Source organism: Paenibacillus turicensis, assembly GCF_050461185.1.
Lineage (GTDB): Bacteria > Bacillota > Bacilli > Paenibacillales > Paenibacillaceae > Fontibacillus > Fontibacillus turicensis_A.
Window position 1 is genome coordinate 1,376,053 of sequence record NZ_JBCMOR010000005.1, and the last position, 13,105, is coordinate 1,389,157.

At 39.3% G+C, this 13,105-nt stretch carries 14 protein-coding genes and 1 riboswitch; all 14 genes read right to left on the bottom strand.

What is annotated here, in order from left to right; genetic code table 11:
* Window positions 1-166: 166 nt before the first annotated feature.
* The 14 genes from ABE099_RS08610 to ribE all read right to left on the bottom strand — a co-directional run bounded on the left by ABE099_RS08610 (window position 167) and on the right by ribE (window position 12,334).
* On the bottom strand, window positions 167-1,564 hold the full coding sequence (locus ABE099_RS08610; RefSeq protein WP_430029326.1) for an ATP-binding protein: 1,398 nt from the start codon (window positions 1,562-1,564) through the stop codon (window positions 167-169).
* The gene (locus ABE099_RS08615; protein ID WP_210091094.1) at window positions 1,565-2,281 is read right to left on the bottom strand and encodes a response regulator transcription factor; all 717 of its coding nucleotides are present in this window, start codon (window positions 2,279-2,281) and stop codon (window positions 1,565-1,567) included.
* A gap of 162 nt (window positions 2,282-2,443) precedes the next feature.
* Window positions 2,444-3,196 carry a pseudouridine synthase gene (locus ABE099_RS08620; protein WP_430029329.1) on the bottom strand — a complete coding sequence of 251 codons (753 nt, stop codon included), beginning with the start codon at window positions 3,194-3,196 and terminating at the stop codon, window positions 2,444-2,446.
* A 170-nt stretch (window positions 3,197-3,366) separates the two neighbouring features.
* Window positions 3,367-4,395 carry a DUF2167 domain-containing protein gene (locus ABE099_RS08625; RefSeq protein WP_430029332.1) on the bottom strand — a complete coding sequence of 343 codons (1,029 nt, stop codon included), beginning with the start codon at window positions 4,393-4,395 and terminating at the stop codon, window positions 3,367-3,369.
* 207 nt (window positions 4,396-4,602) lie between these two features.
* Window positions 4,603-5,136, bottom strand: coding sequence for a spore maturation protein (locus ABE099_RS08630; protein WP_430029335.1), 534 nt, complete (start codon window positions 5,134-5,136; stop codon window positions 4,603-4,605).
* 27 nt (window positions 5,137-5,163) lie between these two features.
* Window positions 5,164-5,745: a nucleoside recognition domain-containing protein gene (locus ABE099_RS08635; RefSeq protein WP_430029337.1), complete on the bottom strand. Its 582-nt coding sequence runs from the start codon at window positions 5,743-5,745 to the stop codon at window positions 5,164-5,166.
* 54 nt (window positions 5,746-5,799) lie between these two features.
* On the bottom strand, window positions 5,800-6,978 hold the full coding sequence (locus ABE099_RS08640; protein ID WP_430029340.1) for a D-alanyl-D-alanine carboxypeptidase family protein: 1,179 nt from the start codon (window positions 6,976-6,978) through the stop codon (window positions 5,800-5,802).
* A gap of 134 nt (window positions 6,979-7,112) precedes the next feature.
* A complete protein-coding gene (gene ytfJ, locus ABE099_RS08645) occupies window positions 7,113-7,592 on the bottom strand; it encodes a GerW family sporulation protein (protein WP_210091099.1) in 480 nt (159 codons plus the stop codon).
* Window positions 7,565-8,254, bottom strand: a complete 690-nt coding sequence (locus ABE099_RS08650; protein WP_430029343.1) for a DUF2953 domain-containing protein — start codon at window positions 8,252-8,254, stop codon at window positions 7,565-7,567. The genes ytfJ and ABE099_RS08650 overlap by 28 nt, the downstream gene beginning before the upstream one ends.
* A gap of 144 nt (window positions 8,255-8,398) precedes the next feature.
* Window positions 8,399-9,025 (bottom strand): SMC-Scp complex subunit ScpB, encoded by a 627-nt coding sequence (gene scpB, locus ABE099_RS08655; protein ID WP_430029346.1) that lies wholly within the window; start codon window positions 9,023-9,025, stop codon window positions 8,399-8,401.
* Window positions 8,994-9,791: a segregation and condensation protein A gene (locus ABE099_RS08660; protein WP_430029348.1), complete on the bottom strand. Its 798-nt coding sequence runs from the start codon at window positions 9,789-9,791 to the stop codon at window positions 8,994-8,996. The genes scpB and ABE099_RS08660 overlap by 32 nt, the downstream gene beginning before the upstream one ends.
* A 107-nt stretch (window positions 9,792-9,898) precedes the next feature.
* Window positions 9,899-10,366, bottom strand: a complete 468-nt coding sequence (gene ribH / locus ABE099_RS08665) for a 6,7-dimethyl-8-ribityllumazine synthase (protein ID WP_210091103.1) — start codon at window positions 10,364-10,366, stop codon at window positions 9,899-9,901.
* A gap of 76 nt (window positions 10,367-10,442) precedes the next feature.
* Window positions 10,443-11,660, bottom strand: a complete 1,218-nt coding sequence (locus ABE099_RS08670; RefSeq protein WP_430029350.1) for a bifunctional 3,4-dihydroxy-2-butanone-4-phosphate synthase/GTP cyclohydrolase II — start codon at window positions 11,658-11,660, stop codon at window positions 10,443-10,445.
* 14 nt (window positions 11,661-11,674) lie between these two features.
* Window positions 11,675-12,334, bottom strand: coding sequence for a riboflavin synthase (gene ribE, locus ABE099_RS08675; protein WP_430029352.1), 660 nt, complete (start codon window positions 12,332-12,334; stop codon window positions 11,675-11,677).
* 339 nt (window positions 12,335-12,673) lie between these two features.
* A riboswitch (FMN riboswitch) is annotated at window positions 12,674-12,851 on the bottom strand.
* Window positions 12,852-13,105 lie beyond the last annotated feature (254 nt).

Consider the following 13,105-nt stretch of genomic DNA (forward strand, 5'->3'; position numbering starts at 1 on the left):
AAATCTGGTTTTAACAACGGTGCGAAACAACTCTCTGTCTCGTAGCTCCACACAATATCGCTGTCAAGCATTGATTTACCCGCCTTAACAAAGCTTGCAAATTGTTCCACGATGAACAAGAATAATCCCTTTCATTCAGCAAAACCTGCCTTTTAGGTTATTCCATCTATCCTTTTGATTCGACAGGGAAAAACAGATGAAACACCGTTCCTTCATTTAACTCACTTTCAACTGTAATTTCACCTTCATGTGCATCAACAATATTTTTAACGATCGACAAGCCAAGTCCAGTTCCACCAGCTACGCCTCGCACTCTAGCCTTGTCTGCTTTATAAAAACGTTCAAAAATATAAGGTACATCTTTAGGTGGAATTCCCATACCCTGATCAGCAATAAAGGCATGGATCATCGGTTGTTGATTCCGTACTATATGCTCTGCTCCGATCGTCACGATGGTATGATCACCGGAATGACGATAAGCATTATCAAGTAGGTTCGTGAAAACTTGCTCTAATCGATCTTCATTTGCTTTAGACAAAATAAGATCATCTGAGGCAAGCGCTAAATGAAGATCAAGTCCCGCCTCTTTTGCGCGTACTAAAAACTTTCGATAAACACGTTCAAGTAGCTCATGCAAATCCACCTGCGCCATGACCATTTCCGTATGCCCAGCTTCCATTCTAGCTAAATCAAGCAAATCATGGACAAGTCGCCCCATTCGAAGCGATTCGTCATGGATAACCTGAATCAGCTCTTGGCTCTCTTCTGGTGAAGTTGCCATACCATCGATTAAAGCCTCACTATAGCCTTGCATCATAGATAATGGCGTTCTAATTTCGTGGGACACATTGGCTACAAAATCGCGACGCATTTTCTCAAGATTAACCTCTTCTGTCACGTCCCTAAGCACAGCAACAGCACCACGTAGCTCATTATTTGAAAATAAAGGGGCCATGTGCACAGACCAAGTTCCTTGCTTCACATATACATGCTCACTTTGATCATTACCTTGCTGTAGCAATTTCTCAAACATATCCTGTAATGGCTGTGGAATTGGAGAGTCTGTAAGCTGCCCCCACATCGCCAAAACATCATCACCTGGTGGATTGGTTAAAATGATGTGCCCTGTCCGATCTAATGTAATGACCGCATCAGTCATGCTTTTAAGGATGCTAGCTAAATGTTCTTTTTCATGGTTTAAGCTCTGGATCGTATTTTCAAGCTCTTCTGCCATGTGGTTAAACGTATTCGCAAGCTCACCAATCTCATCGCTTGTTCGTAACGACAGCCTTGTATCATAGTTCCCTTTGCGTACTGAGTCAGTGGCAGCAATCAACTGCTGCATTGGTTGTGTAATCTTTGTAAATAAGAACAACGCAAAAAAAGTGGTGAGGGAAAAGCCAATAATCGCCACAATCACAAATAGCTTTTTTATTGCTTCTGGATTTGTAAAATTAGTATCTATGTAGGGCAATAAAAACAAACCTAAACTTAGCATCACACAAGCGACTAAACCAATAATGGTAATCCATAGCTTGCCAACGAGTGTTCTCCAAAAGTTCACCTATTTTGCTACCTCCAGTTTGTAGCCAACCCCCCACACTGTGGTTATCATCGCAGCCGCTTCCGGGGACACCTTATTGAGCTTTTCTCTTAACCGCTTCACATGGGTATCTACTGTACGCAAATCGCCAAAAAATTCATAATTCCAGACATCTTTAAGCAACTCTTCACGCGAAAAAACCTTATCAGGGGAAATCGCCAAATAATGAAGAAGCTCATATTCTTTTGGGGTTAAACTAATTTCGTGTCCATTGGTCGTCACACGATGAGCATCATGCTCAATAATTAAATGAGGGAAAACAATATTGTTGCTTGTACCACTTTCTTTTGTCAAATAAGCAGTAGCAGATGCACGACGCATAATGGCTTTGACTCGATAAATGACTTCGCGCGGGCTAAATGGCTTAACAACATAATCGTCAGCACCAACCTCAAATCCTTGAACCCGATTCATTTCCTCGCCTTTTGCAGTTAGCATTAGGACAGGGGTTGATTTAATTTGTCGTAAGCGACTACATACCTCAATGCCGTCTATTCCAGGCAACATCACATCAAGTAAAATCAAACCATAATCATTATTTGTCGCTTTCTTAAGCGCAATTTCACCATCTTCCGCCTCATCAATTTCATATCCTTCTTTTTCTAGATACATTTTAAGAAGGCGGCGAATACGTTCTTCATCATCAACCACCAAAATCCGGTTTTCATGATCTGTCATAGACAACACCTCCTTCAGACACTCCCTATTTGTGAATAGGAATAAAAATATTTGTGAACATATATCGAACATTATAACTCAAATTTGTTACAGGTTACAGTATTTTTACATAACTTGTCCCCGTAGAGTGATAACAAAATATATTCAGACCATATGTTCACTTTACTTTGTTTTATTTTGCGATTTTTTCCCTGCTAATCTTGCCTGTTTATATAGACCCTCAATCTCTTCTTTTGTTAGCGGACGTGAAAGCCCTCTTTTCAGGTTGCCCAAAAATAAATCGCCAAATGCAATCCGTTTTAGCTTATTAACAGGATGGTTAATTGCATCAAACATACGACGAACCTGACGATTTCTACCTTCTGTTATCGTAATTGAAATCGTGGCAAATTTACCTGCAGGATCAATATCTTGATATTCGACCTCAGCAGGTGCTGTCATGCCATCCTCTAGCATAATGCCCTTTTTCAGCTTATCTAATGCTGTACCATGGGGTACACCCTTAACTGTCGCAATATACGTTTTAGGGACATGGTGCTTAGGATGAGTAAGCATGTGCGCAAAATCTCCATCATTGGTTAACAGCAATAAACCTTCTGTATCGTAATCTAATCGACCTACTGGATAAAGACGCTCTGAGACCCCTTTTAGATAATCGTTTACGATTTTTCTTCCTTGAGGATCTGAAGCGCTTGTAATTACGCCTTTAGGCTTATTAAGCATCATATACATCTTTTTTTCAGCACCAATAGTTTTACCACTTACTTTAATGACATCAACGGAAGGGTCAACTTTTGTACCAAGTGTCGTAACCACTTCGTCATTGACTTCAACCTTCCCTTGTAATATTAATTCTTCACATTTTCGGCGAGAAGCAACTCCTGCTTGTGCCAATATTTTTTGCAATCTTTCCATGTTTGTTAAGTCACCTCTTATTCATGATACCCATCAAAGCATAAAATCACAACAGAAAAAAACTTATACTGTTTAAAAGAGCGTAACTTTTGCTGCAATAAAATAAAATAAACTCGATGAAAATGTTTTTCCACCGAGTTATTTAAAGTTATTTTTTATTATAGAGCCATCTATTTAAAACGATTATCTGAATTAAAGCGATCATCCGACTGGTTAAAACGATCATCCGATTTCGATTCTGTTGTTGTATCTGACATGATAGGCTCTTGAACCTCATTCATCATATCTGGAGTGTGATCTTGTTTCTTCTTTTTACCAAATATAACTTTCCCTAACCATGCAAAAGCGGCAATAATAAGGACAAATCCCTTTTTCAAAAACGCTAAAATCAAAGCAAGGAAGCCTGTTTTTTTAGCGACAACTGCACCAGCACCACCTAAAATAAGTCCAGTTAAACCATAAGCCGCTGCTTTATCTGTATCTGGGTTAAAATCAGTATACTTATTTCCATCCTTAAGTGAAAAGTTTTGAATAATATCCCTTTGGACGATTGCGCTATCTTTATCAAGCGTATCAGGTGAAGAGACAAGAATCGTTGAAATTGTACCTTCACGGGTCAGTATACGTGTATTGTAGTTTACAAGTTTATTGTGCTCTGCATCTTGCAACAATGTAGCCCAAGTTAAGCTATGTATACTCTCATCATAATGTGGTTCAGCATGCCAACCCAATACATTTAAATGATATTTAGCATCTAGCTGTTTATTGGACTCCTCTGTACCTTTACGATAGCTATCTAACAGTGCACTAGCATCGATATCACTTTTCTCTTCATCTTTAACATGACCGGTATTTTCATACTCTAAAAACAATGACCATGACATATCCTCTGGAAGAATCGTTCCAATTTCACGACCATTAGGAATATTTCCTGTTTCCTTTAAATAAACGATCGAGTCCTTTTCATCAAGAAAATAATAGCCTTTTGGTAATTTTAATTGCGCAAGAGCCGTTCCTACATCAATCGTTTGTCCTTGGCCTTCAATCCAATTCAAGTTAGCTAATGGACTATTTTGTTGCGTGTTATTTGTTGCTCCATCTTCGTTTGTTGCATAAGATGGTGCTGGTAACAGCGCAGTTAATAAAACAGCAATCATCAATGATAATGCCCCGAACCTAAAATGTTGTTTGTTAATCACTGGTATTTCCTCCCTTTTTACTCCCTCATTTAATCGTTAATATTTTACAAGCTGTGTAATAAGTTGTATAGCGCATTATAGTAAAACACACAAAAAAACTACCTCAGAACTAGTTCTAAAGTAGTTGTAAGTGTATGAATTGGAAATCATTGCATGACAAAAGTAATATTCAATTAGAAATAGTGAATACAAATTTTTATATTAGCTTTAGCTAAAAATAAGCAAGCACACCGCAATTGCGGCGACAAATCCTACAAAATCTGAAAATAGACCTACCTTTAAAGCATATCTTCCCTTACGAATGCCTACTGCGCCAAAATAAACAGTTAGCACATACAATGTCGTATCTGTACTGCCTTGAATAGTGGAAGCAATACGACCAATCATGGAATCAGGACCGTATGTTTTAATGAGGTCTGTTGTAAAGGCTAAGGAGCCTGTGCCCGTAAGTGGGCGTAAAATACCTAACGGTAATATCTCAGATGGAACCGACAGCTTACTTAGCAGTGGGGTAAACCAGCCCACAAAAAAATCAAGTGCCCCAGAGGCTCTAAACACACTAATAGCTACCATCATACCTACTAAATGAGGCATAATATTAATCGCGGTTGAGAAGCCATCCTTAGCTCCCTCTACAAATGATTCGTAGACAGCCACCTTTTTGATCCAAGCATATAGAGGAATAAAGGCAATCATAATCGGAATCGCCCAAGCAGATATTATATTAATTATCGCTAGCACAACCATCACCTCTTTTCAGACCACACTTCAAAATTTCGTTTTTCTTCGGTACCAACGATCTGCCATAATCGCTGCCATTGTCGCAATTGCAGTTGCAAGCAGTGTTGAACCTACAATCTCAGTCGGATTGGCTGAATGATAGTTAAGTCTAATTGCAATTAATGTAGTTGGTATTAACGTAATGCTTGCAGTATTTAGAGCAAGTAGTGTACACATCGCAGCAGAGGCGGTTTCTTTATCTGGATTTAGCTCCTGTAACTCCTGCATAGCGCGAATTCCCATCGGTGTTGCTGCATTCCCCAATCCTAATAAATTGGCGCTCATATTGGATAATATGTAACCCATAGCAGGATGATTTTTAGGGACATCAGGGAATAGGAAGGAAACGACTGGTCCTAGTAGCTTCGATATTTTAGATACAAGACCCGAATCTTGAGCAAGCTGCATTATACCGAGCCAAAATACTAGAACACTAATAAGTCCAAAGCATACGGTAACCCCTGTTGCCGCCCCTTCAAATGCCGCTTGTGTAACGATATTTATATCACCCTTGAGCGCTGCAAAAATAAAGCCGATTAAAATTAATGCCAACCAAATTTTATTAACCATTTTGGCTTCCCCTCTTTATACATACGTATATATCTAGCAATGTCTATTTAAGCATTAGCCTAAAAACAACTTCTTTAATACGAGACGCAAGGAAGATCCAAAGCTATTCGAATTTATGTTTGCATTTGATGGTCTTGAAGATGCTTTTGAATCGGGTATATAGCTATCTTTATCGTATACAGGTACGGTACCAATCTTTTTATTATCTAAATACATTTCAATGTAGCCACGAAAACCAAATTGTGTTTCATCCTTTTGACTTTGCTTTAAGACTAGCTTTCGTTTTATTTTGTCCTGTTCCCCAGGTGCTAGCGCATAACTAAAGCTATCTCCTACCTTCATATCTGGTGCAATTTGTTGGCCCTTGTGAACAAGAGATGCAAGTGGATAATGCTCAAAGCCAAAATCAAGCAACTTACGATGATCGTTCCAATCATCTCCATCATTAATCGTTACAACGACAAGTTGTTGCCCATCTCTTGTTGCAGAGCTAACCAGACATCGTTTCGCAATTTTTGTATATCCCGTTTTAACTCCATCTGCACCTTCATATAATCGCAGCATTTTATTTTTGTTGTTCCATTTATAATCCCAAGGATCAATTGGGTTTTGCGCTCGTTTTGATTGTGTAGCTACGATTTGCTTGAACGTTTCATTATGCAAAGCATAGGCAGTTAGCTTAGCTAAATCATTTGCCGTAGAATAATGCCCTTCCTGATCTAAGCCATGTGGGTTTTGAAATTTAGTATGCTGGAGACCAATTAATGCCGCCGTTTCATTCATTAAATACACAAAACCTTGCTCTGATCCGCCAACATGTTCGGCAATTGCCGTAGCAGCATCATTACCTGACCTTAACATCAGACCGTATAACATGTCATGTAAGCTCATCTCCTCCCCTAATCGAAGAAAAAGGGAAGACCCTTCCTTGCCAAATGCATTTGCACTTACCTTTACCTTGTCACTTAAATTACCATGCTCAATGGCAACGATCGCGGTCATAATTTTGGTTAAGCTTGCAATCGGTAATTCCTCATCACCCTGTTCGGAATATAGCAAGCGTCCAGATGTAACATCCATTAACGAAAAGGATTGTGCATTTGTTTTTGGTGGGAGAGGAATGTCCTTTTCTTCCGCATGAGCATGTCCTCTAAAGCCAACGCCACCTACAGCAATCGTAAGTAAAAGAACCCCTATCCCAAACTTTGTAAGCCATCTCTTCTTTATTGTCATTGATTTATCCTCCGATGGATCAGGACTGTAATAATACTTGTACAAGTATATGCGGACAAGATTAAAGTATGTTACTAAACAATAATAAAAGCCCCTCTCCATAACTGGAAAAGGGCCTTTTATCAACATCATTATTAATGTGCAGATTCATCGGTACTAATAATAATGTTAGCATGGGGTTCATCATGATGATGATCCTTACCAAAAAATGATTGTACTTTATCCAAAAAATGAGGGACAGCATCAATCACTTTTTCAGCTAAATGTGTTTGGTTATCAAGAGGTACAATATTTACACCATGTTTCCCAACCACTAGAAAAGCAATTGGGTTGATGGATACACCGCCCCCGCTACCTCCACCAAACGGTCTTGGTTTACTTGTGGGACTATGCTCACCATTTGGGCCTGAACGTGGTTCACGTTCACGCTCCATGCCAGCAATATTAAAATCACTACCACCTGCGGCAAAACCAAAGCCAACGCGGCTGATTGGCAAAATAACACTGCCATCTGGCGTTTCTACCGCCTCGCCAACAATCGTATTTACATCAACCATATCCTTGATGTTTTCCATTGCTGTTTGCATTAGCCCTTGAATAGGATGTTCAGCCATTTTTTCATTCCTCCTTTCACTTTTAGCACGCGAAACATGAGTACTAGTACAGCATATATAGCATAACCGAAGCGAATTTTAGCTATACAATGAAATTTGGTGAAAAAAACGGGCACATTGCCAAAAACGGGCACAACATCAAGTTCAGGACTTTTACGCAAAATAAGATGATAGGATAGGAAGCCAATAAGTGAAGACTTAATTCCCCACACTAAACCTGATAACGTTGCGGTATGAGCAGCATCAGATAAAGCCAGATGGGTACTCCATTCTAAATCTTTCACTGTAATTTTACTTAATGCTTGATTTATCCATTTTTTGAGACCAAAGGTTGCAAGTAGCATATTTTGTAGTTGATCGATCCAGCCTTCTACCTTTTCCTTGTCAATTTTGGTTTCTGCTTCATTTTCCTGACTTGCGTTAAAAAATTGATTGCTTTTAATTTTCTCTAGCTTAAGGCCTTCCTTCCATTTTTGAAATCGAATACTTGGCACCTCATAATTAAACGACACCAAGCCATATAAAAAGGAAAGATGAGCAACAATATCTTCATCATGATTATGTTTTTGCATCGTGATATCACAAGTAATGTTAGAGAAGCAAATCAGCAAACCGATAATGACAAGCAGTAATACAATACTACCCAGTATAGCAATCCACATGGGCCAAGCCCCCTACGTTTCAATCATATCTACTTTAGTATGGCTAAGGTCTCTTAAACCCATTCAAAAGAAATGATTATTTTCCCACTTCTGTTTGAATACTTGTACCGATGATATGAAACAGAAAGGTTAGACACATGATATTTATTTTTCAGAATTATCTAATTCAGCTGTAACATCCTCAAATGAAAGTTGTTTTTCTTGGTCTAGCTTCTGAAATAGCAGGTCTGTTTCTTCCTCCAATTGATCCGTTCCTTCGACCTGACTTAGTTCAGGTAAATCAGCTAAGCTATCCATGCCAAAATAATCCAAAAACAGTTTGGTTGTACCGTATAAAATAGGTCGTCCAATCGCCTCAGCACGTCCAACCTCTTTAATTAAATCCCGATTCGCTAATGTATGTATAGCGCGTTCTGACTTTACACCACGAATCTCTTCAATTTCGACTCTTGTAATCGGCTGGCGATAAGCTACGATAGATAATACCTCTAACGCCGCTTGAGACAGTGACGATCTCGATGGTGAATAAGCAAATCGTTCAAAATACGGTGCATGCTCTGGCAACGTCGCAAGCTGATAAGAGCCAGCAATTTGCAAAATTTGTAGACCTCTGCCCTCTTGCTTAAAGTTCGCACGCATTTCCTCAATTGCATCTGAGATTAATTCCTTACGTTGCTCAGTCACCTCAACAAATTGCTTCATTGTAATGCCTTCTTCACCTGCTAAAAACAATAATCCCTCAATAATCGACTTCAACTGCTGAAAATCCATTTGTTGCGCCTTCCCCTCTCCACTCCATCACAATATCCTCAAAAACTTTACTTTGATAAACCACAATTTGCTTCATTTTCATTAGTTCTAAAATAGCAAGAAATGTCACGACAATTTCGTGCCGATACATTTCAGGATGTAATAGCTTGGAAAAAAGCATACGTCCGCCTTGTCCCACTGTTTCAAGTGCCTGTACAACCTGACTAATCCGATCCTTAACGGATATTTCATCTCGTTGGATCCGTGCGACGACATTACGTTTTGCCGCTTTACGGAGCGCCTTTTGAAACATAGCAATCAAATCTCCTGTATGAATTCCCTGCAAAGGATTTTCTAAACGCTCTGGCATAAAAGGAGCTAAATCTTCGGGCTCCTTGCTAAAAATCTGGCTACGCTCCCATTCGCGTTCATGTAGCATCGTCGCAATCCCTTTATATTTTCGATATTCAATTAGCTTTCGAATCAATTCCTCACGTGGGTCTTCTTCCTCATCCATTAAATATTCAAAGTCCTCGTCAAATTCAATAACAGGAGGTCTTGGAAGAAGCTGTTTGCTTTTCATCGATAACAGTGTAGCTGCCATCACCAAAAATTCACTCGTGACATCCAGCTCTAGCTCCTGCATACTATGCAAATAAGCCAAATACTGATCTGTAATTTCACTTACGTGTATTTCATGAATATCTATTTCTGCTTTATCGATGAGATGGAGTAACAAATCAAGTGGACCTTCAAATGTCTCCAATTTATATGATACTGTTGCCAAAACGTCTCCCCCACCAACCTACAAAAAATGTAGTACCCCTTGTGTTAGGTAATAGCTTAGACACTAAATCATGTCAGCCTAACAATAGGTACTACATTAAATAAGCACTATTTTATCAATTTCGTCAAGTTTGCCATTTCAATTGCAGAAATTGCAGCATCCCAGCCCTTGTTTCCTGCCTTAGTTCCTGCTCGCTCAATCGCTTGCTCTATGTTTTCTGTTGTTACTACTCCAAAAATAGTAGGTACTCCTGTTTTTAAGCCAATTGCGGCAACGCCCTTCGCCACTTCATTACATACATAGTCATAATGGGAGGTAGAGCCACGAATAACTGTCCCTAAAGTAATCACAGCATCATATTTTCCACTTTCCGCCATCTTTTGAGCAACAAACGGAATTTCAAATGCTCCAGGCACCCAAGCCACATGGATTTCATCTTCTGCTACACCATGACGTTTTAAAGCATCTAGTGAACCCGTTAACAGCTTACTCGTAATAAATTCGTTAAACCGTGCCACCACAATCCCGTATTTCAAACCTTCTGATACTAAAGTTCCTTCATATATATGTGCCATTATTAAACCATTCCTCTCGGTCATTTAGATTATTTAAATTAGTAGTTGACAACTAATTTATTTAAATACTGAATTCTTATTCTAAATCCAGTAGATGTGCTAGCTTACCTTGCTTTGTTTTTAAGTAGGCCGCATTATGTTCACTCGGTTTAATTTGAATAGGAACACGCTCCTCAACTTCAATGCCTACCTCCTGCAAGCTGGTGATCTTGCGGGGATTGTTTGTTAATAGCTTGATTTTGGTGACACCCAAATCTTTTAAAATTTGAGCTGCGATGCGAAAATCACGTGCATCTGCTGGGAAGCCTAACTTAAGGTTTGCATCCACAGTATCAAGCCCCTCTTCTTGCAGCTTATAAGCCCGAAGCTTATTCATTAGTCCAATTCCTCGTCCCTCTTGACGCAAATACAACAACACGCCATATCCTGAAGCTTCAATCTGAGCTAAGCTCGCTTCTAGCTGAGGACCACAATCACAACGATTGGAGTGAAACACATCTCCTGTTAAACATTCTGAATGTATTCTTACAAGCGGCAAAGACTGTGATGGAGTACTTAAATCACCTTTTATAATCGCCACATGCTCTTTATCGTCCACTTCATTCCGGTATGCAATTACTTTAAAGTCTCCATAGTCTGTAGGTAGCTTCACTTCTACCTCACGATGCACCAGCTTATCATGCTTAAGGCGATACGCAATTAAATCCTGAATCGTAATCAGCTTCATATTATGTTCATTTTTATAAGTGATCAGATCTGGCAATCTTGCCATCTGTCCATCTGCCTTAACGACTTCACAAATGACCCCTGCTGGATAAGCACCACACAATTTAGCTAAATCAATCGCAGCTTCGGTATGCCCTGTCCGACGTAATACGCCTCCATCGACAGCAATCAAAGGGAACATATGACCAGGTCTTTTGAAATCAGCAGGGGTTGCCGCAGGATCTAAGATTGCCTGAGCCGTATGAGAGCGCTCAAATGCGGAAATGCCCGTAGTTGTATTTTTATGATCAATTGAGATTGTAAAGGCTGTTCCATGACTGTCTGTGTTTTGTAATGTCATTGGTGGTAAATCTAATTGGGCTGCCCTTGCCTTAGTGATTGGCATACAGACTAGTCCTCGTCCCTCTGTAATCATAAAGTTGATAACGTCTGGCGTGGCTTTTTCAGCTAGTGCAATAAAGTCACCTTCATTTTCACGATTCTCATCATCCACCACAATAATCACTTTACCTTGCTGTAAATCGGCTAATGCTTCTTCAATCGTATTAAACTCATTTTGCCCTTCCATTTCAAATTGCCTCCTTATACAAATCCGTGTTCCATCAAAAAGGATTCATTGACCTTTCCCTCACGCTCAGCAACAGAGGAATCCTTAAAGTGAAGTAAATGAGCAACATATTTACCAATAACGTCGCTTTCTAAATTCACAGTATCCCCTACTGCTTTATATTGCAGTACAGTTTCAGCACGAGTATGAGGAATGATTGATATCGTAAAATTGTCTTCCCCCACGTCTGACACCGTTAGGCTGATCCCATCCACTGTAATCGAGCCCTTTGGCAATAAAAACTTAAAAATATTACGAGTGTTCGGCTTAATCTCATATACATAAGCATTGCCATCTCGATGTAACCCAGAAATGACACCAATCCCATCCACATGTCCTTGTACGATATGTCCCCCAAACCTTGCCCCAGCTAACATCGCACGCTCCAAGTTGACCTTACTACCAGACTTTAAATCCTTTAAGTTGGAGTTACGATAAGTCTGTGGGATGACATCTACCGTAAACTGCTCCTTCGTAAAATGAGTGACCGTGAGACAAACGCCATTTACCGCAATGCTGTCACCTAGCTGAACACCTATCAAAATATGCTTAGCGGCAATGGACAGACTCATTGCTTCTCCTTGACGTCGCATCCCCGTCATCGTCCCTACTTCTTCTACTAAACCTGTAAACATGAATTCACCTCTTTTCGTTCTAAAAATGCAAACGATCTTAAAAAATTGAGCCAAAAAACAATACAAATAAGCCCCTACCTAAATCTGGCAGGGGCGTGAGAGAAATATCCATGACAAACAAAGCAAGTTTTATGCCAATTTAAATACACAATAAATTTATTGTGAAAATTAGCACAAACTAAAATTAGTAACTTAGTTAGCTACGGGTACGCAAAAAAGCTCGCGCTTAATTACGTCAACGTAAAAAAACACCATAAACTAATTTCTTTACTTTGTGTGATAAGTCAAATAACTGCATGCCTTTATGTTGTAAAGTACACAGATTAAATGTCCTTATCGTCACTCCTTCTCCCATCCAGACTATACTGTCGGTCCCGGAATCACACCGGCTCAGCCACATAGCAATAACGTATGTCACAAGCTATACGGGTCACGGACTTGTCTTAGGCAACATTATCAATCATGTTACCCAAGCATTACCGTCGGTGAGGAATTGCACCTCGCCCCGAAGGATAAATCAATATTTGATTTACACAGTATATTAGCACTGAATAATTTAAAAATCAATCCCACTTCTAATTTAAATGTAAAAAAATTCACTACTATGAATATAATTCTTTTTATAGTATTATTTATTTATAAATGGATAAAAAACCTCTTACTTACATTTATATCTCATAAATTCATCCTCTATTATCTCACTTTTCATTACTCCAAGAATATTTCTACCATACTCAGTTTTGGCTTAATCAAACTTTGAAATACATCAAA

Coding starts and splice junctions, on each gene's coding strand:
- ABE099_RS08615 (WP_210091094.1), bottom strand. CDS start 2,281: ATGACAGATCATGAAAACCGGATTTTGGTGGTTGATGATGAAGAACGT.
- ABE099_RS08620 (WP_430029329.1), bottom strand. CDS start 3,196: ATGGAAAGATTGCAAAAAATATTGGCACAAGCAGGAGTTGCTTCTCGC.
- ABE099_RS08635 (WP_430029337.1), bottom strand. CDS start 5,745: ATGGTTAATAAAATTTGGTTGGCATTAATTTTAATCGGCTTTATTTTT.
- ABE099_RS08640 (WP_430029340.1), bottom strand. CDS start 6,978: ATGACAATAAAGAAGAGATGGCTTACAAAGTTTGGGATAGGGGTTCTT.
- ytfJ (WP_210091099.1), bottom strand. CDS start 7,592: ATGGCTGAACATCCTATTCAAGGGCTAATGCAAACAGCAATGGAAAAC.
- ABE099_RS08650 (WP_430029343.1), bottom strand. CDS start 8,254: ATGTGGATTGCTATACTGGGTAGTATTGTATTACTGCTTGTCATTATC.
- scpB (WP_430029346.1), bottom strand. CDS start 9,025: ATGGATTTTCAGCAGTTGAAGTCGATTATTGAGGGATTATTGTTTTTA.
- ribH (WP_210091103.1), bottom strand. CDS start 10,366: ATGGCACATATATATGAAGGAACTTTAGTATCAGAAGGTTTGAAATAC.
- ABE099_RS08670 (WP_430029350.1), bottom strand. CDS start 11,660: ATGGAAGGGCAAAATGAGTTTAATACGATTGAAGAAGCATTAGCCGAT.
- ribE (WP_430029352.1), bottom strand. CDS start 12,334: ATGTTTACAGGTTTAGTAGAAGAAGTAGGGACGATGACGGGGATGCGA.